Below are 21073 nucleotides of genomic sequence, written 5' to 3'. Positions count from 1 at the left end.
CGATTAGGGAAGAACGAAATCGGACCATGTCAAAATTCCCCGCAGTTTTCCGGGAAAGCCGCCCCGAATAGGCTCGGATTAAAGCAGAAAGGCGGCAAAAAAGCGAAAGCGCCCGCCGCAGGTCTAGCGGGGGCGCGAACGCAGGACAAGCAAAATACGATCAGCGGGCGGCCGGCTTGGCCTTGACCGGCAGCAGGCCTTCGCGCTGCAGCTTCTTGCGCGCAAGCTTTCTGGCGCGACGAACGGCTTCCGCCTGCTCGCGGGCGCGCTTCTCGGAAGGCTTTTCGTAATGGCCGCGCAGCTTCATCTCGCGAAAGATACCTTCACGCTGCATCTTTTTCTTCAGCGCCTTGAGCGCCTGATCGACATTGTTGTCGCGAACCAGAACCTGCACGCCGTCATCCCATTTAAAAAGGCCAGTCGCCGAAGCGCTATTTTCGCGCATTCGGCTGTCGAGCCGCATTGACAAGATTTAGCGCTTGCGGAGCGCCGGACCGTTGGGGCTGCGATAACAGAAAGTTTTGGAGCTGTCCAGACGAGTCTCGCCGCGCTCAATCGCCGGAAACACCGGAGTCACCGAAGCGCAACAGGATCAGTTCGGTCTCGCCGTAGTCGCGGCGCTCCAGCACCTCGAAGCCCGGCGCGGGCTCGAACATGGCGGCGACCGCCTCCTCCACCACCGCCAGCGCGCCCGCCGCAAGCCACCCCCCGCGCGCCAAAGACGTCAGCGCCGGCTCGGCGAGGCCGCGATCATAGGGCGGATCGAGAAAGGCGAGGTCATAGGCGGGACCGGGCGGCGCGTCGCCGAGACGGCGGGCGTCGCGGCGAAAAATGCGGGTGACGCCGCCAAGGCCGAGGTTTTCCACATTTTCGCGGATCAGCGCCCGCGCCTGGGCGCCGTCATCGACCAGCAGCGCGAAGGCGGCGCCGCGCGAAACCGCCTCCAGCCCGAGCGCGCCGGTGCCGGCGAACAGGTCGATGACCCGCGCGCCCGGAACGGGATCGCCATAGGAATGGGCGAGAACGTTAAAAAGGCTCTCGCGCAGCCGGTCCGAGGTCGGCCTGATGCCGTCGCCGCGCGGACCGTTCAGCGCGCGACCCTTCAGCCGGCCGCCGACGATTCGCATCAGCTCTTGCGCGGCGGCTTTTTGGGACCGCCGCCGGCTCTGGGCGCGCCGCCGACCGGCTTGGGCCCGCGCCGAAACGTCTTGGCGGCTCCGGTTTCACCGCGCGGCCCGCCGAATTTTTTTTCACCGCCCGATTCGGCGCGCGGCCTGAAACTCTTGCCGCCGCCGGCTTCGTCCCTCGGTTTGCCGAATGTCTTGCGCTCGCCGCCCTCGCCGCGCGGGCGGAACAGCTTGTCGCCGCCGGTCTCGCCGCGCGAGGCGCCAAACGCCTTGCCGCCGCCGGCTTCACCCCTCGGTTTGCCGAATGTCTTGCGCTCGCCGCCCTCGCCGCGCGGGCGGAACGGCTTGTCGCCGCCGGATTCGTCACGCGGACCGCCAAACGCCTTGCCGCCGCCATCGCGGCGCGGACGGTCGAATTTCTCTTGCGCGCCCGATTCGGCGCGCGGACGCCGGAACGGCCTGTCGCCGCCGGATTCGTCACGCGGACCGCCAAACGCCTTGCCGCTGCGGTCCCGGCCCTCGGCCGTTTGACCCCGCGGCCGAAACTCCTTGTCGCCGCCGGCCCTGCCGCGCGGCGCCGGCTTGGCCTCGACCCCCTCGCGTTCGGCGCGGAATCGGCGGGCGTTGCGCGAATCGACCGGCGCGTCCTCAACCCGGCGCGCCACGCTCACCCGCTCCACCGCGACGGTGCGGCCATTGCGGTCGGCGGTGGCGCCGGTCTCGATGCGGCGGCGCGGCCCCTTCTCCGCCTTGACGCGCTCGTCGCGCAAAGCCGAAACATGCTTTCGCGGACCGGGCTTTTCTGTCCCGGGACGCCGCTCCTCCGGCGCCGCGCGATGCGGCCGGACTTTTTCGGGCGCGCGCGGCGGGCGCGCCTTGGGCGCGACCTCGGGCTCCGGCTCGGGCGTGCGGTCGATCACCGGCCCGTCGAAATCGACTCCCGCCTCCTGCGCCAGCTTTGCGCCCAGCTGGTCGGCGAGCACGCGCGTCTTGACCTCCTCGACCGTCCCCTCCGGCAATTCGCCGAGCTGGAACGGGCCATAGGAGACGCGAATGAGCCGGTTCACCGCCAGCCCCAAATATTCGAGCAACCGCTTGACCTCGCGGTTTTTCCCTTCGCGCAGCCCCAGGGTGATCCAGACATTCGCCCCCTGCACGCGGTCGAGCTTCGCCTCAACCCCGGCATAGTCGATGCCGTCAATGGTCACGCCGTCTTTCAGCGTGTCGAGCCGGGCCTGGTCGGTCGCGCCATTGGCGCGGGCGCGATAGCGGCGCAGCCAGCCCGTGGACGGCAGCTCCAGCACGCGGGCGAGACCGCCGTCATTGGTCAGCAGCAACAGCCCTTCGGTGTTGATGTCGAGCCGCCCGATCGACATCAGGCGCGGCAAATCCGGATTGTTGTCCGCGATATAGTCGAACACGGTGGCGCGCCCTTCCGGGTCGCGATCGGTGGTGACGAGGCCGCGCGGCTTGTGGAACAGGAACAGCCGCGTGCGCTCGCGCGTGGCGAGCGGCTTGCCGTCCACCAGAACCGTGTCGTCCTCGGTGACATTCAGCGCGGCGGACTCCAAAACCTTGCCGTTCACCGCCACGCGGCCGGCTGCGATCCAGTCTTCGGCGTCGCGGCGCGAGCACAGGCCGGCGCGCGCCATCACCTTGGCGATGCGCTCGCCCTCATGGGCCTTGTCCACCGCCTCCAGCACTTTTCCGCGAGAGGGGCGGCTTCTGGGCGGTTTCTTGCCGGATTTCTGGTCTTTGTCTCTGGTCATCCCGCTCTGATAGCAGAGGCGCAAGATTTTTTCGAAGCTTTTTGCGGCCTTGGTTCACGGCGCGACGGACCAGAATTCTTGGGGCGCGCCGGGCAGCTCCGCCAGGGCTGCATCGAGCCGCTGGTCGCCGATCACGGCGCGCAGCGCCGCCGCGACATCGGCAATGGCGCCGTCGGGCGAAAAATTATGATCTTTTCGCAGGGATTGCGCCTCGCGCGTCCAGGTCGCGCGGTCGCCGAAGGGCGGACGCGGCGCGTCGATTTCCCAGTCCGCGACGAAAAGCGCGCGCAGCACCGGCGGCAGCGCGTCGGCGAAGCGAAGCGCCTCGCGCGGCGACAGCCTCCGGCGAAACGTCAGGAGAACGCCCTGCACGGTGGTGAAGGCCTGGTTTCGCGTGGTCAGGCCCGTGCGCGCGATCACCTCGCCCAAAAAACGCTCGAAATCTTCCGAGGCGTGCTGATAGGTCATCGGCATGGGCATGGGCGTCCTCCGAGGCTCCCCCGCCTCTTGCGCGGCGGGCATTTTGCCCCAAAACTCCGCCGCGCGTAAATTTGCAATGGTTTCGCCGTGTCACAGACTGTCCGCCTGAACGCCGCCTGGGATCGCGCTTTCTTCGAGGCGCGCGCCGCCGCGCTGCGCGGCGAGGCCCCCATCGGCGCCTGTCTGGTCAAGGACGGCCAGATTATCGCGAGCGCCGGCAATCGCACGCTGGAGGACCGCGATCCCACCGCCCACGCGGAAATACTGGTGATCCGCGAGGCCGCGCGAAAACTTTCGGACGAACGCCTGACGGGCTGCGATCTCTATGTGACGCTGGAGCCCTGCGCCATGTGCGCCGGCGCGATTTCACACGCGCGAGTGCGGCGGCTGTATTACGCCGCCGAGGACGAAAAGGGCGGCGCGGTGGAAAACGGCCCGCGTTTCTTTTCCCAAAAGACCTGCCATCACAAACCGGAGGTCTACGGCGGCATCCGCGCCAGCGAGGCCGCGACCATCCTGCGGGATTTTTTCAGGTCGCGGCGATAGCGAAACGGCGCAGTCCCCGACCGAAGAACGCGCCACAAAACCTCATTGCGTCACAGCCTGCTCAGCAATTCGGTTTTTTTGGCCGTGAATTCCTCGTCGGTGAGGATATTTTTCTCCTTGAGCGCGGCGAGTTTTTCGATCAGGGCGAAAATATCGTCAGCGGCGCGAGACGGCGCGGCCGGCGGCGGGGGCGCGAATTCCGCCGGCGCCGAGGCGGGCTGTGATGCGGCGGCGGGTTCGACGAGGTTCTGCGCGACCGGGCCGACCAGCGGCAGGTCGGCCACGCGCACCAGGCCGTATTGGCTGGTGAAGGTCAGCGACTGGTCGCCGCTCTGCTGCTGCGAGACGCCGCCGATCTGGTGGTCGCCGGTGTCGTAAATGCGGAGATCGCCGCCGACGCGAATCGCCAGCCGCCGGGTCGCCGGGAAATAGGCATAGCTCATGTCGTTTTGCCCGCCGGACGATGAGGGCGCCCCCAGTTCCGCCGGCCACAAGCCGGACCGCTGCACGAACAGGCTGGCCCCCAGTCCCATGCCCTGCTGCTGGCTCTGCCCGAACCCCTGCGACTGCACTTGCGCCGGCGCGAAAACCGGCTGGTTGCGCAGCAGCGCCGACAGTTCATCACACAGGGCGCCCACCTTGTATTTCAGGCCCTGGTTGAACATGTCGCCGATCATCAGCATGCCGCCTTGAGACCATTGTCCCATGCCGCCGAGTTCGGGATGATTGAATTGGGCCTGCGCGCCATTGCCCGCGGCGACCGCGTGCAAGAGGGTTTCCACGGCGCCGGCGCTGACGCCATGCGCATTGGCGAGAGACTCGATGATTTGCCGAGCTTGCATGGTCAATTCCGGCATGTCGCTTCTCCTGTGTCGCGCCGGACGGTAAAGCAGCACGCCCGCCAGAGATACAGCGATTTACAGACGCTGGCGCCCTTGTGGCTTTCATGCGGCGCCGAGGGAACATGGTCCCACCGAATTGAACCAGGCGGTGGCGGCGGCGATTTCGGTTCCCATCGCCGCCGCCAGAGGATTCACTTGGCGGTGAGCACGCCAAATCCCTGCTTCTTGAAGAAGGGCGCGCCCTCCGAGCCAAGCAGCCACGCCAAGAATTTGCCGGCGGGCTCCTTGGCGGTCGCGGTCAGCGCGATGGGATAGCGGATCGGCGCATGGGTGTTTTCAGGGAAAGTGGCGACGATTCTGGTGTCCTTGGCCGCCGCCTTGGCGTCGGTGAGATAGACCACCCCCAGCGGGGTCTCGCCGCGCGAGACATAGAGCAGGGCCGAGCGAACGCTGTCGGCGAGCGCCAGATGGTCCTTCACCGCGTCCCAGATGTTCAGCTTGGTCAGCGCCGCCTTCGCATATTTGCCGGCGGGCACGCTGGAGGGATCGCCCAGCGCCATGCGGCCATCTTTCAGCGCGCCGGTCACCCCCGCCACCGTCAGCTCCACCTTGTCGGGACCGCCGGTCGGGGCGACGAGCACCAGTTCGTTCGAGAGAAAGTCTTTTCGCGACTCAGGTTTCACAAGATTCTTGCCGGCGAGATAGTCCATGCTCTCCTCGTCGGCGCCGACAAAAATGTCGGCGGGGGCGCCGGCCTCGATCTGGCGCGCCAGCGGAAAGGAGGCGGCGTAGGAGACGGAGACCTCTTCGCCGGTCTTGGCCTTCCAGGCGGCGGCGGCCTCGCCCAGCGCGTTCTTCAGGCTGGCCGCGGCGAAAACGGTGATATTGGTGACCTGCGCGGGCGCAGCAGCGGGCGCGGGGTCGAGCGCCAGAGCCGGAAAAGCCGCGAGCGAAAGGGCGAGGAACACGCCACCCGCCGAAAATTGAGTGAAGAACCGCCTGTGACACATGGCTGACTTATCCTTTCGGCTTATTCGTGGCATAAGAATCGCGACGCCGGTTCGGCGGCGGCGACGCAATATGTAAGTGATTTATAGCATCGAGGACAACATGCTGGAAGCAAACCTGGGCGCATCAGCTTTCGAGCAACATGCGCTGCGCGCCCAAATTTTGGGCGAACTGCACGCAAGACCAACAAGGCCGCTCGAAACTCCTGCGCGCGTTCTGCATTTCGGCTTCCTTCTGGATTCGGCGCAGGCCGAGGCCGACCGCCTGGCGGTCGTCGACGCCGCCCTCTCGCGCGGCCAGCCGGGCCCCGACCCTCAGGCGCGCCAGTATCGCGTCGAAATGGCCGGCGTCAGCCTGACCTGGGAGCGCCACGGCGAATTCGTCACCCACACCTGGGAATTCACCAACGCCGAACCGCAAAAACTGTTCGACCCCACGCCCGCCGCTTTGATGCAGAAGGTGAAGCTGCTGCCGCAGCCCGGCCCGCTGCTGGTCGCCGCCGACCTGCACCTGATCGCCGGCGACGCCGACCCCTCGAAGATCAGCGACATCTTCGAACCGCTGCAACCCGCCGTCAGCGAGGCCAACCACGGCCGCGCCCTGATCGCCTCGGATTTCGCCCCCGACACGTTCGGCTTCGTCCGCATCGCCGTCGTCAACCGCTCGATGCCAGCCATAGCGGCGGGCCGGCTGACGCAGCGCCTGCTGGAAATCGAAACCTATCGGACGCTGGCCCTGCTCGGCCTGCCGGAAGCCCAGCGCCTGGGGCCGCCAACCCGCGAGATCGAGCGCGAACTGCCGCGCCTGCTCGCGGCGATGAACCACGCCCAGGGGGTCGGGCAGAACCGGCAATTGCTCGACGACCTCACCGGCCTCGCCACCCAGCTCGAAGCCGAAGCCGCCATCAGCCAATACCGTTTCGGCGCCACCCACGCCTATAACGACCTGGTGCTGGAGCGGCTCGAAGCCATCGACGAAACCGCCCTGCCCGACTATCCCAGCTTCAACGGTTTTCTCACCCGGCGCCTGCAACCGGCGATTCGCACCTGCTTCAACATGGAAAACCGCCAGGCCGACCTGTCACGCAAACTGTCGCGCGCCGCCGACCTGTTGCGCACACGCGTCGATACCGAGGTGGAGCAGCAGAACGGCGACCTGCTGCGCCAGATGGGCGAGCGCGTGCAATTGCAACTGCGCCTGCAACAGACGGTCGAAGGTTTGTCGGTCGCGGCGATCACCTATTACATCGCCAGCGTGTTGATGAAAATTCTGGAAGGCATCCATGAAGCCGGCGCGCATCTGGAGCCGACCATCTGGACGGCCGCCGCCATCCCCTTCATCGCCGGCTTCGTCTGGTGGACGGTGCGGCGGATTCGCAGGCGCCACGAGGCGGAATGAGGCCGGGCCGCATCTGCGCGCGCGGTTGTTGACCGTCTCATCATGAGCCGTCAGCCGCCGTCGCGCGGAGCGATTTCCGTGAGGGTTCAGCTCATTTTTTCAAATCCCATTGGACCAGTTTCTTCGCCGCCGTCCCGAACGGGCCGAGTTGATAGACGGCTGCGCCCGCCGGCGAGAACGTGAACGGCTCAAACGGTTCTACCATCATCTGGTCGAGATACGCTGTCGGCGCATTGCCGGTGCTGACGTGCGGATTGAAATGCTCACCTGCCCCGATCTGCTCAAACTTCGACACATAATCGATGAGGGCGGCGTCAACGGCGGGATTGTCGTGCGCAGCGGTGAATGCGCCGATGGGACCGGCTCGCAGGTTGAACGGCGCTGCGGCGGCGATGATGTCCGCCTGCAACTTGCGCAATTCCGGCGTCGTCTGAGCGACGATGCCGGCGACCCCGAGCCCGCCACCGGCTGCGATGTAATAGAGTTTGGACGCCTCCAGCTTCATCGCGTTCACATGGGCGGCGGCGAGCACCTTCTCCTCGGCGGCATACAGACTGGTCAGGTCCGCCTTGCGGACGAAGCACTGGAGCATGGTGATGTGCGGGGTGTGGGTTTCATCCAGGGCGAAGCCCTTGGGATAGACGCTGAGCAGGCGGGCGTTGTTGGCGGCGGCATGCTCAAGCATGACGGCGTCCGGCTGCAGCAGGATGTCGACGGCGACAATGTCGGTGGGGAAAACGATGTTCCAGTCGCTCTTCATGCTGACGACCGTCCAGCCGTCCTTCTTCGCATGCGCATCGAGCGCGGACGTGAACGCGCCGAGTTTGACATCCGGCAATCCGCGCGCCGGACCGTAGGCGAATTCGCGGGCGGCATCGTCATGCAGCACAAGCAATTCGAAGCGCGCGCCACCGCCGCCTTGCGTGTATTCCAGCATCTGCTGGTCGCCGTCCGAATTGCCGAACGCCATGAGGGGCCGGCGCCCGATATGCTGGTTGATGCCGACGGGTTTGCCGCCCTTGTCGTCGTTGAAGTTCAACTCGGGCAAACGCACGAGCACGGGCTTGCCGTCGCGCCATTCGAATTTTGTCTTGATGCTGCTGCCGACGACCTGTTCGGGCGGGATGCCGTAGACACGCTGCGCCCACGGACGCATGAACTCGATGCCGCCGCCGGAAACGATGAAGTTTTTGAAACCATTGGCGCGCAGGTAGGCAAGCGCCTCGATCATCGGCTGGTAGGTCATGTCGGTGAACAGCTTGCCGGTTTTCGGATTCTTCGCGGTCGCGATCCAGTCCTTCACGATCTGCTCGAACTCGTCGTCAGTCATCCCCGTGTGGGTCGCCATGACCAGGTCGAGGATCGCGTGGTCACCGCCAGCGCGTGCGGTGTTCAGGTCGCCCTTGAGCAGCGAGGCGAAGGGTTCCCTGGCGTTCCATTCGGGATGCTGCGGCGCGAGCGCCTTGACGCGGTCGAGCGCGAAGAAAAGTTGAACCGGCGCCGGTTGCTCGCTCCAGAGCGTGCCATCGTTGTCGAACGTGGCGATGCGCTCATCGGGCGGCACGAAATCCGGCGAGCCTGCCGTCGTGACCTTTGTGACGAAAGCAATGAGGGATTGCTTGGCTGCGCCGTCATTCCAGGACGGCAGCGGATCGGCGGCAAAGACCGAGCCGGAAAATATGCAGAAAAGGGTCGCAAGAATGATGCGCTTCATGATTTGCCCTTTTGTTGCGGCGAGGCCCCCTCACTCCTTCCGCCACACGAACAGCGAACTGAGCGCGAAATTCCACACCGAGCCCATCACCACGCCGGCCAGCGCAGCAAAGGTGACCAGACCGTAGCGGTGGAACAGAAATTCGGCGATGCCGACATTGGCCACCGCGCCGATGGCGCAGACAGCATAGAAATACAGCAGCCCCAGCGCCAGCGGCCCGAAACCCTTGATCTTGGCGTCGCGGTACGTGATCGCGTTGTTGATGAAAAAATTCGTGGTCATGGCGACAAGCACCGCCAGGCTCTGGGCCATTTCAAAACTCACGCCGGCCGCGAGGGCGGCGTAAAGCGTCGCCATATGCACGCCCACGCCGCTGGCGCCGACCAGGGCGAAGAAGATGAAGCGCACGGGAATGCGCCCGCCCGACGCCTTGTTCAGCAGCAGTCCGACGAAATCCAGCGCAACCTTGACGTCGAGCTTCGATTCACCGGCATGGCGCTCGCGAAACGTGTAGCCGACCTCCTCGACCCTGAGCGGTTTTGGCGCGGAGGCGACGAGATCGGCCAAAATCTTGAAACCCGCCGGGGTCAGGTCGGGCGCGCAGGCGTCGACGATGGCGCGGCGAATCATGAAAAACCCGCTCATCAGGTCGTTGAACTGCGCGTTGAGCGCCTTTTTCGCCATGCTCGTCGCGAATCGGCTGATGAAGGCGCGCCGGGCCGAAAATCCCTCGTCGGCGGACCCGCCTTCCACATGCCGGCTGCCCACCACCAGATCGGCCCCGCCGCGAATTTTTTCCAGCATTTGCGGCAGAATGCGCTCGTCGTGTTGCAAGTCGGCGTCCATCACCGCCACCACCGGCGCCGAGGAGGCGAGCATGCCCTCGATGCAGGCGCCGGCGAGGCCGCGCCGGTTGACGCGGCGCAGGCAGCGCACCCTCGGGTCTTCCAGCGCCACTTCCTTGGCGAGTCGCCAGGTGCCATCCGGCGAATTGTCGTCCACCACGATCATTTCCCAGACGACACCGGCGAGCGCCGCGTCCACGCGGCGCAAAAGCTCGCGCAGATTGGCGCTTTCATTAAAAGTGGGAATGACGAGAGACAGTTCGGCGGCCAAGGCTCAACGCTTCCTGTGGGCTATCTTTTAAGGCTGCAACTCTGCTAGCTGCATTGCGCTGGACAGTCCAGCCAGCCGGAGTTTTCGAACGCATGGATCATCCGCCTTCCGCCGCCGCCGCCCCGCCGTCAGCGCGCGGCGCGGGGCTGTTGCGCACGCCGGAGCGGCGCGTCGTCGCACTGATCCTGTGCGCCACGGTCTTGCGAATCCTGTTCGCCAGTTCGCTCGGCCTGGGCATGGACGAGGCCTACACGGTCGCCACCGCGCGCGATTTCGTGCTGAGCGCCTTCGACCATCCTCCGCTCGCCTGGTGGCTGTCGACGCTTGGCCAAAGGTTTTTCGGCGCGAGCGATCTGGCGCTGCGCCTGCCCTTCATCCTGCTGTCCGCAGTCACCACCGCGCTGATGTTCCTGCTCGGGCGCCGACTTTATGGCGCGGAGGCAGGATTCTGGGCGAGTTTCGCCCTGTGCTGCTCGCCGGTCCTGGGCGTGACCGACGCCAGCTGGATTGTGCCGGACGCGCCGCTGCTGCCCGCCCTGCTGGGCGGCGCGCTGGCCCTCTCCCACGCCTTCTTCGACAAGGACCGCGCCCGGGCGCGGCTGTGGTGGCTAATGGCGGGCGCCTGCTCCGGCCTCGCCATGCTGTCGAAATATCACGGCGTGTTTCTGCCGGCCGGCGCCTTCCTGTTCATGCTGTGCAGCCCGCGCCAGCGACATTGGCTGAAAACCCCATGGCCCTGGCTCGCCGGCTTTTTGGCCCTCGCCCTGTTTTCGCCGGTTCTGATCTGGAATGCGCAACACGCGTGGGTGTCGTTCCTGTTCCAGAGCGGGCGCACCGGCGCGCCGCATTTGAATTTCAGCGCGCCGTTCATCCTGTTGGGAGCGCAAGCGCTGTTCCTGCTGCCCTGGATTTTCCTGCCCTGCGCCTGGCTGTTCCTGCGCGCCCTGGGACGCGGACCGGCGCGGGAACGGGATTTTCTGCTCGCCTGCCTCGCGGCGGGGCCGATCCTGCTGTTCACCCTGCCCGCGCTGTGGTCGTCGAACCGCCTGCTGCCGCACTGGGCGGCGCCGGGCTATCTTCTCATTCTGCCGTTGCTCGGGCGCGAAATCGCCGGCCTTTTCGAACGAGGCGCCCCCTGGATCAGAAGAGTCGCCTTTGGAACAGGCGGACTGATCGCCGGCCTGATTCTTCTGCTCGCGCTGTTGAACCTTGTGCGCCCCCCCCTGCTGGCGGGCCCGAAATACCCATTTCAGGAAGCGCTCGACTGGACCGATTTTTCGAACGCCTTTTCCGCGCGCGGCCTGGACCGCGAGGGGGCGTTCATCGGCGCCCAGCGCTGGTTCGAGGCCGGCAAGATCGACGCGGCCTTGGGGGGCGCCTTTCCGGTCTTGAGCCTGTCCAACGACCCGCGCGGTTTTGGCGCGACGCGCGACCCGCAAAAATTCGTCGGCCGAGACGCCATTCTCGTAGGGCGCGCGCTCACCCCGGAGAAGGCGCGCGAGCTCTACGAAAAACATTTCGATTCGATCGAGCCGCTGCCACCGATCGCGATCACGGCGAACGGGGAAACGGCGTTCGAACTCAAGGTCTACAAAGGGCGCAATTTCCACGATCCCGCGCCGGAATTCACGCTGGGGCTGCGATCAAAACAGCCTTGATGCGAAGCGCGCGGCCAAGCCAAAATGAACGCGCCCGACAACTACGGCGCGAGGGAACGTCGGCCCAAGCCAGACTGTGGTCGCGCTTGCGCGCAAGAAGGCTGAACGACTTCAAATTCGTGCGCCAAGAAAACATCGGCGCCTATTACGTCGATTTCGTCTGTCGAGACCAAAAACTGATTGTTGAAGTCGACGGCGCGACCCACTCGACAACGAGAGAACGCGCGAACGACGAAAGCCGAGAAGCATGGCTCGTCAAACACGGCTTCCGCGTGCTGCGTGTGACCAACGCGGACGTTTTCGAAAACGTGGACGGCGTCTGCGAAACCATTCTCAACGCCCTCAACGCGACGGCGCAAGCTCCCTCGCCCCGCAAGCGGGGAGAGGGCGGGGGTGAGGGGGACCCCGAGATTGGCCTCGCAGATTCCGCGCGCATCCACCCTGACGATCAAGATTGATCCTGCAACTTTGCCCCTCACCGTAACCCTCGCCCCGCCAAAGCAGCGCGAGGGAACGCGTTGCGCGCGGCATCGGCATTGAGCAAAACGTCATTGAACGGTGTGCGAAACCATCCTGAGCGCACTACCCCAGCCAATGACGGCGCCAACGCCCTCGCCCCGCGAGCGGGGAGAGGGTTGGGGTGAGGGGGACTCCGACATTGGCCTCGCAGCTTCCCCTCGCAATCGCCCCGACGACCAGGATTGAGCGTAAAGTTTGCCCCTCACCCTAACCCTCTCCCCGCTAAAGCGGGGCGAGGGGACAGGCTTTGCGCGGCATCGGCATTGAGCGAAGCGTTACCCCCCGATCTTCGAAAAATCCGCCACAAGATGAATCGCGCGGCGCAGATGAGCCAGCAGGCTCAAACGGTTCCTGCGCAACTCCGGGTTTTCGGCGTTGACCGTCACCTTGTCGAAAAAAGCGTCCACCGGAGCGCGCAGTTTTGAAAGCGCCTGCATGGCCGCTTCAAAATTCTCCGCCTTGAGCGCCGCATCGGCCTCGGCCGTTGCGGTCTCCATCGCCACGAACAAGGCTTTTTCTTCGGCCTCGGCCAGCAGATCGGCGGAGGGCGCGGCCTCGAAGGCGCCGGCGCCGTCCTTCTTCTCCTCGGCCTTCAAAATATTGGCGGCGCGCTTGTAGCCGGCCAAAAGGCTCGTCCCGTCCTCGGTTTTCAAGAAGGCGTCGAGCGCCTCAATCCGCCGAACGATCAACACGAGATCGTCCTCGCCCAGGGCGAACACGGCGTCGAGAAGGTCATGGCGGGCGCCGCGGTCGCGGAGATCAATTTTGAGGCGGTCGGCAAAAAACGAGAGAAGGTCATCTGCAATTCGAACTGGGCTAACGAACGACTCCACACGTTGCCCGGCCTCCTCTCTTTGCGTGTTGAGTTCCGCAAACTGGTTTTCGACAAGATGGTGCGTCGCAAGAATGGTTCCTCTGAGTGCAAAACGCAGCCTGTTTTCTAGAATCAGCCGGATCACCCCCAACGCCGCGCGCCGCAACGCAAACGGGTCCTTGCTCCCGGTCGGCTTCTCATCAATCGCCCAGAACCCAACCAGCGTGTCCAGCTTGTCCGCCAGCGCCACCGCCACACTCACCGGCGCATTCGGGATGCGATCCGTCGGCCCCTGCGGCTTGTAATGCTCCTCGATCGCCGCCGCGACCTCGGCATCCTCGCCCTGCAATTCGGCGTAACGCCGGCCCATCAGGCCTTGCGTTTCCGGGAACTCGCCGACGACTTCCGTCACCAGATCGGCCTTGGCCAGTTCCGCCGCGCGCGCCGCCTTGTCCGGATCAGCGCCAACCTTCGGCGCCAATTCCCGCGCCAGCGCGATGATGCGGTCGATGCGCTCGCCCTGCGTGCCCAGCTTGGCGTGGAACACGATGTTCAGCGCCCGCAGTTTTTCCAGGCGTTGGTCCAAAGGCGGTTTCCCCGACGCGGAAAAATCCGGCAGCGGACCCTGATCCGTCTGCCAGAAATACAGCGCGTCCGACAGACGCGCCCGCACCACGCGTCCATTGCCGGCGGCGATGGCCTTGCCGCCATCAGTCGCCAAAACGTTCGACACCAACAAAAATTTATTCGCCAGCCCGCCGGTCGCGGGATCGCGCAGCACAAAACATTTTTGATTGGCGCGGATGGTGGCGCGGATCACCTCGCCGGGAATATCCAAAAACCCGGCGTCGAACTCGCCCATCAACACCACCGGCCATTCCACGAGCCCGGCGACCTCGTGCAACAAACCCTCGTCCTCGACCAGCTCAAGCCCTTGAGCAAAAGCCAAATCCTTGCAGTCGTGCAAAATAATATCACGCCGCCGCGCCGGATCGAGCACAACCTTGGCGTCATAGAGTTTCGAGACGTAATCGTCGAACCGCCGCACTTGTATGGCCGCCGGCGCCATGAAGCGATGACCATAAGTGACATTGCCAGCCTTGATGCCGCCGACCTCGAACGGAACGATATCCGGCTCTTCGGTCTCCGGCCCAAACGTAGCGACGATGGCGTGCAGCGGACGCACCCAGCGCAGCGGATTGACCTCAGCCGACGCCGCGCCCCAGCGCATGCTCTTCGGCCACGGAAAATTTTTCACCACCGCCGGCAAAATCTCGGCCAACACGTCGAGCGTGGGCGCGCCCTTCTTCTCGATGACGGCAACGTAAAACTGCCCGCCCTTCTTGTCCGTGTCGATGCGGGCCTCGTCCAGCGAAGAAAACCCCGCGCTTTTCAAAAAGCCGGCGACCGCCGCCTCGGGGGCGCCGACGCGCGGGCCCTTCTTCTCCTCGCGCTGGTCGGGCTGGCTCGGCGGCAGGCCGACGATATGCAGGGTCAGGCGGCGCGGCGTCGCGAAACTCGTCGCCGCCTCGTACAAAAGCCCGCGCTCGACCAAAGCGTCGGTGACGAGTTTTTTCAAATCCGCCGCCGCCTGCGCCTGCATGCGCGCGGGGATTTCCTCGGAAAAGAGTTCAAGCAGAAGATCGGACATTTCGAATCCTTAACCGTTCAAACCCGCGCCATCCGTCTTCATCCACGCCGCGCCGCAGGCCTTGGCCAGTTCGCGCACGCGCAGAATGTAAGACTGGCGCTCGGTGACGGAGATCACGCCGCGCGCGTCGAGGAGGTTGAAGGCGTGGCTCGCCTTGACGCACTGGTCATAGGCCGGCAGCACCATCAGGTGTTTTTCGTCGCCGCGCTCGCCGAACGCCAGCAGCGCCTTGCACTCGGCCTCGGCGCGGTCGAAATCGCCAAACAGTTTTTTCACGTCGGCGGCCTCGAAATTGTGCCGCGAATATTCCTGTTCGGCCTGCAAAAAAACATCGCCATAGGAGATGCGCGCGTCGCCCTCCAAGCCATTGAAGTTGAGGTCGTAAACGTTCTCGACCCCCTGCACGTACATGGCGAGGCGTTCAAGCCCATAGGTGAGTTCGCCCGACACCGGAGAGCATTCCACGCCCGCGACCTGCTGGAAATAAGTGAACTGCGACACTTCCATGCCGTCGCACCAGCATTCCCAGCCCAGCCCCCAGGCGCCGAGCGTCGGGCTCTCCCAATCGTCCTCGACGAAGCGGATGTCATGCAGCGCGGAATCGACGCCAATCGCCGCCAAGGATTGCAGATAGAGATCCTGCAAATTGTCCGGGCTCGGCTTTAAAATCACCTGGAATTGATAGTAGTGCTGCAACCGGTTGGGGTTTTCGCCGTAGCGCCCGTCCTTGGGACGGCGCGAGGGCTGCACATAGGCGGCCTTCCAAGGTTTTTTCCCCAGCGAGCGCAGCGTGGTCGCCGGATGGAAGGTGCCGGCGCCGACCTCCATATCATAGGGCTGCAGCACAACGGCGCCCTGCCGCGCCCAAAACGTTTGCAGCGTGAGGATGAGGCCCTGAAAACTCTTCTTTGGGTCGAGGGCGGAAGGGTTTTGAGTCATCGTTTCCCTATTTGTGCGGCGGCGCGCGCAAACTAGAGGCGCGGATTGCAAAGGGAAAGCCGTTTTTTGGCGAATTTTCCCGCGCGCGGCGCACGACGGCGGACGCCATTCAGGCGGTGTTCACGGCTTGCGCTGGCGCACCGCGCGCACCTGCTATTGATCGAACAGTTTTCGCCCGCGGTGAACCGCCTCCGCCGCGGGCGTGAACGCGCCATCCGCGCCGTGCAGGACGAGCCCCGGCAGCAAGGCCAGCGGCGCCTTCGACCCTTTGCGCCCGCGCACCAAGACCCTTATCGCCGCGCGATCGGCGCGCGGAAAAATCGGAAAAATTTCGAGACCGCCGAGCCGCCCCGCAAGCCCGGCCAAAATGTCGCCCAGCGCGTCGGCGCGATGGATCAACACGAAAAACCCGCCGGGACGCAGCAGGGCGAGCGCGGCTTTTAGCCACAGGCCCAGCCCCCCCTCCCCCAGAACATGCGCCATGGCCCGGTCGGCGTCGGGCGACACCCGCGCCGCGCGCGCCTCCATAAAGGGCGGATTGGTGACGACGAGGTCGGCGGCCTCAACCAAACCCTCCGCCTTCCGCGCCGCCTTGTCGAACAGGTCCGCCTCGACCAGACGCGCCCGCCCCGCCAAAAAATTGGCTTCAATGTTGCGGCGGGCGTCCTCGGCGGCGACCGGGTTCTTCTCCAGCAAAACGACGCGCGCGTCCGGGTTGATCTGCGCCAGCAACAGACCCACCGTCCCCGCCCCCGCGCCCGCGTCGACGATCAGGCCGGACGGCAGCGCCGGCGCTGCGGCGGCGAGCAGCACCGCATCCGTCCCGGCGCGATGCCCCGTCCGCTGAAACAGTTTTAGGCGCCCGTCGAGCAGGAGGTCTGGAGCAAAATTTTCTGCCATGGGCGGCGATCCTAGCGGGGCGGACGTGGGTAAGTCGAATCCCCTGCGGCTTGCTCCCGCCACATTAACGACCTATGGTCGGCGGCGATAAAAGCTTGGCGGCGGGGCAAAGGCTTCGGGCCGCAGGGGGTTCTCTCTTGGGTGTTGTCGTTTCCTTCGATGAAAAATCCGCCGATCCTGGCATGGAAGCTCTTGTCGGCCTCGTCGCCGCCGACATGAACCGGGTCAATCAGACCATCCTCGCCCGGACCGGCTCCGATGTGACGATGATTCCCGAGGTCGCCACTCACCTCATTTCCTCCGGCGGCAAGCGCCTGCGCCCCATGCTGACGCTGGCGACCGCCGGCATGTGCGGCTACCAGGGCGAAGGCCACTTCAAACTGGCCGCCGCCGTCGAATTCATGCATACCGCCACCCTGCTCCACGACGATGTCGTGGACGAAAGCGACCTGCGCAGAGGCAAGGCCGCCGCCCGCAAACTGTGGGGCAACGAAGCCAGCGTGCTCGTCGGCGACTTTTTGCTCGGCCAGGCCTTCCGCATGATGGTGGAAGTGGGCTCCCTGCCCTGTCTCGAAGTTCTGTCGGTCGCCGCCACCGTGATCGCGGAAGGCGAGGTGATGCAGCTCGCCGCCGCCAAGGACACGGCGACCACCGAGGACGCTTATCTCGCGGTCATCCGCGGCAAGACGGCGGAACTGTTCGCGGCGGCCGCGGAAGTCGGCCCCACCGTCGCCCTGCGGCCGAAGGCGGAAATCGCCGCCTGCCGCGCCTATGGCATGAATCTCGGCATCGCCTTCCAGTTGATCGACGATGCGCTGGATTATGGCGGCACCGCCGCGAAACTCGGCAAGAATGTTGGCGACGATTTCCGCGAAGGAAAGATCACCCTGCCGGTGGTCCTGACCTTCCGGCGCGGCAACGAGGCCGAGCGCGCCTTTTGGCAAAGGACGCTGGAAAAGGGCGAGATCGGCGACGGCGACCTGGAAAAGGCGCAGGGGCTGATGACCAAGCACCGCGCGCTCGAAGACACGATCGAGCGCGCCCGCCACTACGGCGCGATGGCGCGCGACGCCATGGGCATTTTCCCCGATTCGGCGTGGAAACAGGCGCTGCTCGACGTCGTGGATTTCTGCATCAGCCGCGCGCACTAAGCTCGGCTGCTTCAATCCCCTCACCCTGAGGAGGCGCGAAGCGCCGTCTCGAAGGGCGAGGGAGTCGCAGGCCCAAGCGCCTCAACAGCTGGAACATGGTTCGAGGCGGCCGCCCTCCAGCGGCCTCCTCACCATGAGGGCCCCAAGCGTCAGCGGAAATAATCCCGCAGCACCCGCCCATAAATCCGTGTCAGCGCATCAATATCCGCGACCGGAACGCGCTCGTCGATCTGGTGCATGGTTTTGCCGACCAGCCCGAACTCCAGCACTTTGCCGTGTTGCGCGATGAAGCGCGCGTCCGACGTGCCGCCCGAGGTCGAATATTCGGGACGCCGGCCCGTCTCCGCCTCAATCGCCGAGGCCACCAGCGCGGTAAACTCGTCGGGCTCGGTGACGAACGACACCGCATTGCACGGGTCGAACTCCAACACGAATTTTTCCGCAGCCCGCGCGCTCTCCAGCCGCCGCAAAATCTCGGCTTTCAACGTCTCGGGCGACCATGCGTCATTAAACCGCACATTGAAGCGAACCAGCGCTTCGCCGGGGATCACGTTGGTCGCCTCGTTGCCGATGTCGATGGAGGTGATTTCGAGATTTGACGCGTCGAACCACGCGGTCCCCTCATCGAGCGGCGTCGCCTTCAGCGCCGCGCACAGGGCGAGCACATGGCCGACGGGATTGTCGGCGCGCTGCGGATAGGCGACATGGCCCTGCTGGCCGATCACCCGCAGGCGGCCGTTGAGCGAGCCGCGCCGGCCCACCTTGATCATGTCGCCGAGTTCATTGGGATTGGTGGGCTCGCCGACGATGCAATGGTCAAAACTTTCGCCCTGCTCCGCCATCCACGCCAGCATTTTGACGGTGCCGTTGATCGCCGGCCCTTCCTCGTCGCCGGTGATCAAAAAGCCAATCGAACCGCGCAGGGGATATTCCGCCAGATAAGCCAGAGCGGCGGCGGCGAAGGCGGCGATGCCGCCCTTCATGTCGGCGGCGCCGCGCCCGAAAAGCTCGCCATCCAAAATCTCGCCGGCGAAGGGATCGGCCCGCCATTTTCGAACATCGCCCGGCGGGACGACGTCGGTGTGGCCGGCGAACAGCAGATACGGCGCCCCGGTCCCAATGCGTGCGTAAAGATTGTCGATGTCGGGGGTATCAGGCTCCGAGAACGGCAGGCGACGGCAGACGAAACCCGCCGCTTCCAGCCTGTGCTGCAACACATCGAGCGCGCCGGCGTCGGCGGGGGTCACCGAGGCTTTTTTAATCAGATCGCGCGCCAGCGCGACGCCGGGGCTCAACTCCTGCATGTCACATCCCATTAGCCCTCATGCTGAGGAGGCGGCGCAGCCGCCGTCTCGAAGCACGAGGGCGGTCCACGCCTCGCCTCAGTCGCGCAAAAGCTCGTTGATCGCGGTTTTCGAGCGCGTCTGGGCGTCCACCGTCTTCACGATCACCGCGCAATAGGTGGACGGCCCCGGCTCGCCATAGGGCATGATTTTACCGGGCAGGTTGCCCGACACGACCACGGAATAGGGCGGCACATAGCCGACATGGACCTCGCCGGTGGAGCGGTTGACGATCTTGGTCGAGGCGCCGATGAAAACCCCCATCGCTAGCACCGAGCCTTCGCCGACGACAACGCCCTCGACGACTTCCGAGCGCGCGCCGATAAAACAATTGTCCTCAATGATGGTCGGACCCGCCTGCAACGGCTCCAGCACGCCGCCGATGCCGACGCCGCCGGAGAGATGCACATTCTTGCCGATCTGGGCGCAGGAGCCGACGGTCGCCCAGGTGTCGACCATGGTGCCGGTGTCAACAAAAGCGCCGAGATTGACGAAGGAGGGCATCAGGACGACGCCGGGGGCGATATAGGCGGAGCGGCGCACGATGCAGCCGGGCACGGAGCGGAAGCCGGCCTGCTTGTGGTCCTTCGAACCCCAGCCCTCGAATTTGGACGGCACCTTGTCGTACCAGGTGGCGCCTTCGGGACCGCCGGGGATCACCTTCATGTCGTGCAGGCGGAAGGACAGCAGCACGGCTTTTTTGAGCCACTGGTTGACCTTCCAGGCGTCCTTGCCGGAGGCGCCGGGGATTTTCTCGGCGACGCGCACTTTGCCGGAATCGAGCAGATGCAGCGCCGACTCGACGGCATGGCGGATGTCGCCGCCGGTTTCGGCGTTGATGTTGAGGCGATCTTCGAAAGCGGCTTCGATAATGGTCTCGAGCGCATGCGGCATGGGGTTCCCCCGTCAGGTTTATGGTTTTCGTTTCGGGGTTTGGGGCGGGGATGTCAAGGTTGAAGCCCTTCTCGTCCCCCCATTGACAAGCCCAAGACCGCGCCCTTTTTTTATGACTCAAGCCCAACCTGAGGATCTGATGAAGAAAATCGCGCTTTCCGCCCTTGCGGCCGTACTCGCTTCGAGCCCCTGTTTCGCCGAACGCTTTTTGTGGGAAGACGGCTGGATCGAACGGCGCGGCGACCAGTGGATCGAGATGCCCGAAAACCGCAGCGGCGAGCACAATCGCTTCATCGAACTGTCGCGCTCGCGCGATGTCCTGCTGATCTTCGATCGCAGCCGCAACTTTTTGATGCGCTTCCCATTCTACGACGGCACAGCCGGCTGGACGACGCCGGACCGTGACAAGTGGGTGGACTTCAAATTCACGCGCTACGAGCCATAAAAATCAGAGCTGCAGTTCCGCCAAGAAGATCGTGAGATCATCCGTAACAAAATCCACATGGGGCGGCACAAGATCGCCCTTCTCCCAGGCCTCGCGAAAATCCTCAGCCCCGTCCTTCGGCTTCACCAGCACGGTCAGCATGCCCGAGGCGTGCGGCGCTTCCAGATTATGAACAATGTCCTCGAACATGGCCGCGCGCGCCGGATCGACCGCGTGCCGCTCGAAAAACCGCTGGTACGTCTGCAAGTGCGGTTTCGGCAAAAAATCGCCGTGCTCAATCGCAAAACAATCCTCGAACAGCGCATCAATCCCCAACTGCTTCGCCGTCGCCAGCGCATGGGCGTGAGAGCCGTTGGTCAAAATCAGCTTTCGTCCCGGCAGCGCCTCGATGGCCGCCGCCAGCGCTGGATTGGGATCAAGAGACGTCCGGTCGATGTCATGGACAAAATGCAAAAACTCTGACGGATCGACCTGATATTCATGGATCAACCCGGCGAGCGTCGTGCCAAACACCCGATAATAATGTTTTTGCAGGGCCCGGGCCGAAATGCCGTCCAACCCGAGCATGGCCGCCATATAGGCGGTGATGCGCGCGTCGATTTTCGGCCAGAGGTCGCTGTGCGGCGGATAGAGCGTGTTGTCGAGATCGAAAACCCAGGTATCGACCTGGGCGAAAGCGCTCAACGCGCGCTTGATCGGAACAGAAAGAGTCATGCGATTCCCATATGGGCGCCGCATGACGATTGTGCGAGCGTTCGC

At 64.7% G+C, this 21073-nt stretch carries 19 protein-coding genes and 1 pseudogene; 6 read left to right on the top strand and 14 right to left on the bottom strand.

Features of this window, described 5'->3' with window-relative positions; genetic code table 11:
• Positions 1-160: 160 nt before the first annotated feature.
• From rpsU to GJ654_RS00940, 4 genes are all read right to left on the bottom strand, one after another.
• Complete coding sequence (rpsU, locus tag GJ654_RS00955) at positions 161-394, bottom strand: 30S ribosomal protein S21 (RefSeq protein WP_088519637.1); 234 nt, start codon at positions 392-394, stop codon at positions 161-163.
• Positions 395-551: 157 nt separating this feature from the next.
• On the bottom strand, positions 552-1127 hold the full coding sequence (gene rsmD, locus GJ654_RS00950; protein WP_155444217.1) for a 16S rRNA (guanine(966)-N(2))-methyltransferase RsmD: 576 nt from the start codon (positions 1125-1127) through the stop codon (positions 552-554).
• Entirely contained in the window at positions 1127-2896 is a 1770-nt protein-coding gene (locus tag GJ654_RS00945; RefSeq protein WP_155444216.1) for a pseudouridine synthase, read from the bottom strand. The genes rsmD and GJ654_RS00945 overlap by 1 nt, the downstream gene beginning before the upstream one ends.
• 54 nt (positions 2897-2950) lie before the next feature.
• Positions 2951-3376, bottom strand: a complete 426-nt coding sequence (locus GJ654_RS00940; protein ID WP_155444215.1) for a DUF2267 domain-containing protein — start codon at positions 3374-3376, stop codon at positions 2951-2953.
• A gap of 87 nt (positions 3377-3463) precedes the next feature.
• Between GJ654_RS00940 and GJ654_RS00935 the strand changes: the two genes are divergently transcribed.
• Positions 3464-3922, top strand: coding sequence for a nucleoside deaminase (locus tag GJ654_RS00935; protein WP_264586078.1), 459 nt, complete (start codon positions 3464-3466; stop codon positions 3920-3922).
• 50 nt (positions 3923-3972) lie between these two features.
• Here the strand turns inward: GJ654_RS00935 and GJ654_RS00930 are convergent, their stop codons facing one another.
• Together GJ654_RS00930 and modA are read right to left on the bottom strand one after the other, a co-directional pair.
• The gene (locus GJ654_RS00930; RefSeq protein ID WP_155444214.1) at positions 3973-4779 is read right to left on the bottom strand and encodes an SHOCT domain-containing protein; all 807 of its coding nucleotides are present in this window, start codon (positions 4777-4779) and stop codon (positions 3973-3975) included.
• A gap of 176 nt (positions 4780-4955) precedes the next feature.
• Entirely contained in the window at positions 4956-5774 is an 819-nt protein-coding gene (gene modA / locus GJ654_RS00925) for a molybdate ABC transporter substrate-binding protein (RefSeq protein WP_155444213.1), read from the bottom strand.
• Positions 5775-5874: 100 nt separating this feature from the next.
• Between modA and GJ654_RS00920 the strand changes: the two genes are divergently transcribed.
• Positions 5875-7170 (top strand): DUF3422 family protein, encoded by a 1296-nt coding sequence (locus GJ654_RS00920; RefSeq protein ID WP_155444212.1) that lies wholly within the window; start codon positions 5875-5877, stop codon positions 7168-7170.
• Between the two features lie 733 nt (positions 7171-7903).
• Here the strand turns inward: GJ654_RS00920 and GJ654_RS21050 are convergent.
• Together GJ654_RS21050 and GJ654_RS00910 are read right to left on the bottom strand one after the other, a co-directional pair.
• Positions 7904-8884: pseudogene (locus GJ654_RS21050) on the bottom strand (HAD family hydrolase); the annotation flags it as partial.
• Positions 8885-8914: 30 nt separating this feature from the next.
• A complete protein-coding gene (locus GJ654_RS00910) occupies positions 8915-10000 on the bottom strand; it encodes a glycosyltransferase (protein WP_155444210.1) in 1086 nt (361 codons plus the stop codon).
• Between the two features lie 92 nt (positions 10001-10092).
• On the opposite strand from GJ654_RS00910, the gene GJ654_RS00905 reads away from it, so the two are divergent.
• Positions 10093-11658 (top strand): glycosyltransferase family 39 protein, encoded by a 1566-nt coding sequence (locus GJ654_RS00905; protein ID WP_155444209.1) that lies wholly within the window; start codon positions 10093-10095, stop codon positions 11656-11658.
• Positions 11658-12116 carry an endonuclease domain-containing protein gene (locus GJ654_RS00900; RefSeq protein ID WP_155444496.1) on the top strand — a complete coding sequence of 153 codons (459 nt, stop codon included), beginning with the start codon at positions 11658-11660 and terminating at the stop codon, positions 12114-12116. The genes GJ654_RS00905 and GJ654_RS00900 overlap by 1 nt, the downstream gene beginning before the upstream one ends.
• Positions 12117-12452: 336 nt before the next feature.
• Here the strand turns inward: GJ654_RS00900 and glyS are convergent, their stop codons facing one another.
• From glyS to GJ654_RS00885, 3 genes are all read right to left on the bottom strand, one after another.
• A complete protein-coding gene (gene glyS / locus GJ654_RS00895; RefSeq protein ID WP_155444208.1) occupies positions 12453-14642 on the bottom strand; it encodes a glycine--tRNA ligase subunit beta in 2190 nt (729 codons plus the stop codon).
• Between the two features lie 9 nt (positions 14643-14651).
• Complete coding sequence (locus GJ654_RS00890) at positions 14652-15581, bottom strand: glycine--tRNA ligase subunit alpha (RefSeq protein WP_155444207.1); 930 nt, start codon at positions 15579-15581, stop codon at positions 14652-14654.
• Between the two features lie 153 nt (positions 15582-15734).
• Positions 15735-16481, bottom strand: coding sequence for a tRNA1(Val) (adenine(37)-N6)-methyltransferase (locus tag GJ654_RS00885; RefSeq protein WP_155444206.1), 747 nt, complete (start codon positions 16479-16481; stop codon positions 15735-15737).
• Between the two features lie 182 nt (positions 16482-16663).
• Between GJ654_RS00885 and GJ654_RS00880 the strand changes: the two genes are divergently transcribed.
• Positions 16664-17632, top strand: a complete 969-nt coding sequence (locus tag GJ654_RS00880; protein WP_425540365.1) for a polyprenyl synthetase family protein — start codon at positions 16664-16666, stop codon at positions 17630-17632.
• Positions 17633-17781: 149 nt separating this feature from the next.
• On the opposite strand, the gene dapE is transcribed toward GJ654_RS00880, so the two are convergent.
• Together dapE and dapD are read right to left on the bottom strand one after the other, a co-directional pair.
• Complete coding sequence (gene dapE, locus GJ654_RS00875; protein WP_155444204.1) at positions 17782-18936, bottom strand: succinyl-diaminopimelate desuccinylase; 1155 nt, start codon at positions 18934-18936, stop codon at positions 17782-17784.
• A gap of 78 nt (positions 18937-19014) precedes the next feature.
• Positions 19015-19869: a 2,3,4,5-tetrahydropyridine-2,6-dicarboxylate N-succinyltransferase gene (dapD, locus tag GJ654_RS00870; RefSeq protein ID WP_155444203.1), complete on the bottom strand. Its 855-nt coding sequence runs from the start codon at positions 19867-19869 to the stop codon at positions 19015-19017.
• Between the two features lie 139 nt (positions 19870-20008).
• Between dapD and GJ654_RS00865 the strand changes: the two genes are divergently transcribed.
• A complete protein-coding gene (locus GJ654_RS00865) occupies positions 20009-20314 on the top strand; it encodes a hypothetical protein (protein ID WP_196305388.1) in 306 nt (101 codons plus the stop codon).
• Between the two features lie 3 nt (positions 20315-20317).
• Here GJ654_RS00865 and GJ654_RS00860 read toward each other — a convergent pair whose 3' ends face one another.
• A complete protein-coding gene (locus GJ654_RS00860; protein ID WP_155444201.1) occupies positions 20318-21028 on the bottom strand; it encodes a pyrimidine 5'-nucleotidase in 711 nt (236 codons plus the stop codon).
• Positions 21029-21073 lie beyond the last annotated feature (45 nt).

This window comes from Rhodoblastus acidophilus (assembly GCF_009720655.1).
Taxonomy (GTDB): domain Bacteria; phylum Pseudomonadota; class Alphaproteobacteria; order Rhizobiales; family Beijerinckiaceae; genus Rhodoblastus; species Rhodoblastus acidophilus_A.
The sequence above is the reverse complement of the archived record's forward strand: the minus strand, read 5'-3'. Positions and strand labels throughout refer to the sequence as shown.

Bases quoted from the DNA above. Each gene is read 5' to 3' on its own strand.
- rsmD (WP_155444217.1), bottom strand. From the start codon at position 1,127: ATGCGAATCGTCGGCGGCCGGCTGAAGGGTCGCGCGCTGAACGGTCCG.
- GJ654_RS00945 (WP_155444216.1), bottom strand. From the start codon at position 2,896: ATGACCAGAGACAAAGACCAGAAATCCGGCAAGAAACCGCCCAGAAGC.
- GJ654_RS00940 (WP_155444215.1), bottom strand. From the start codon at position 3,376: ATGCCCATGCCGATGACCTATCAGCACGCCTCGGAAGATTTCGAGCGT.
- GJ654_RS00930 (WP_155444214.1), bottom strand. From the start codon at position 4,779: ATGCCGGAATTGACCATGCAAGCTCGGCAAATCATCGAGTCTCTCGCC.
- modA (WP_155444213.1), bottom strand. From the start codon at position 5,774: ATGTGTCACAGGCGGTTCTTCACTCAATTTTCGGCGGGTGGCGTGTTC.
- GJ654_RS00920 (WP_155444212.1), top strand. From the start codon at position 5,875: ATGCTGGAAGCAAACCTGGGCGCATCAGCTTTCGAGCAACATGCGCTG.
- GJ654_RS00905 (WP_155444209.1), top strand. From the start codon at position 10,093: ATGGATCATCCGCCTTCCGCCGCCGCCGCCCCGCCGTCAGCGCGCGGC.
- GJ654_RS00900 (WP_155444496.1), top strand. From the start codon at position 11,658: ATGCGAAGCGCGCGGCCAAGCCAAAATGAACGCGCCCGACAACTACGG.
- glyS (WP_155444208.1), bottom strand. From the start codon at position 14,642: ATGTCCGATCTTCTGCTTGAACTCTTTTCCGAGGAAATCCCCGCGCGC.
- GJ654_RS00890 (WP_155444207.1), bottom strand. From the start codon at position 15,581: ATGACTCAAAACCCTTCCGCCCTCGACCCAAAGAAGAGTTTTCAGGGC.
- GJ654_RS00885 (WP_155444206.1), bottom strand. From the start codon at position 16,481: ATGGCAGAAAATTTTGCTCCAGACCTCCTGCTCGACGGGCGCCTAAAA.
- GJ654_RS00880 (WP_425540365.1), top strand. From the start codon at position 16,664: ATGGAAGCTCTTGTCGGCCTCGTCGCCGCCGACATGAACCGGGTCAAT.
- dapE (WP_155444204.1), bottom strand. From the start codon at position 18,936: ATGCAGGAGTTGAGCCCCGGCGTCGCGCTGGCGCGCGATCTGATTAAA.
- dapD (WP_155444203.1), bottom strand. From the start codon at position 19,869: ATGCCGCATGCGCTCGAGACCATTATCGAAGCCGCTTTCGAAGATCGC.
- GJ654_RS00865 (WP_196305388.1), top strand. From the start codon at position 20,009: ATGAAGAAAATCGCGCTTTCCGCCCTTGCGGCCGTACTCGCTTCGAGC.
- GJ654_RS00860 (WP_155444201.1), bottom strand. From the start codon at position 21,028: ATGACTCTTTCTGTTCCGATCAAGCGCGCGTTGAGCGCTTTCGCCCAG.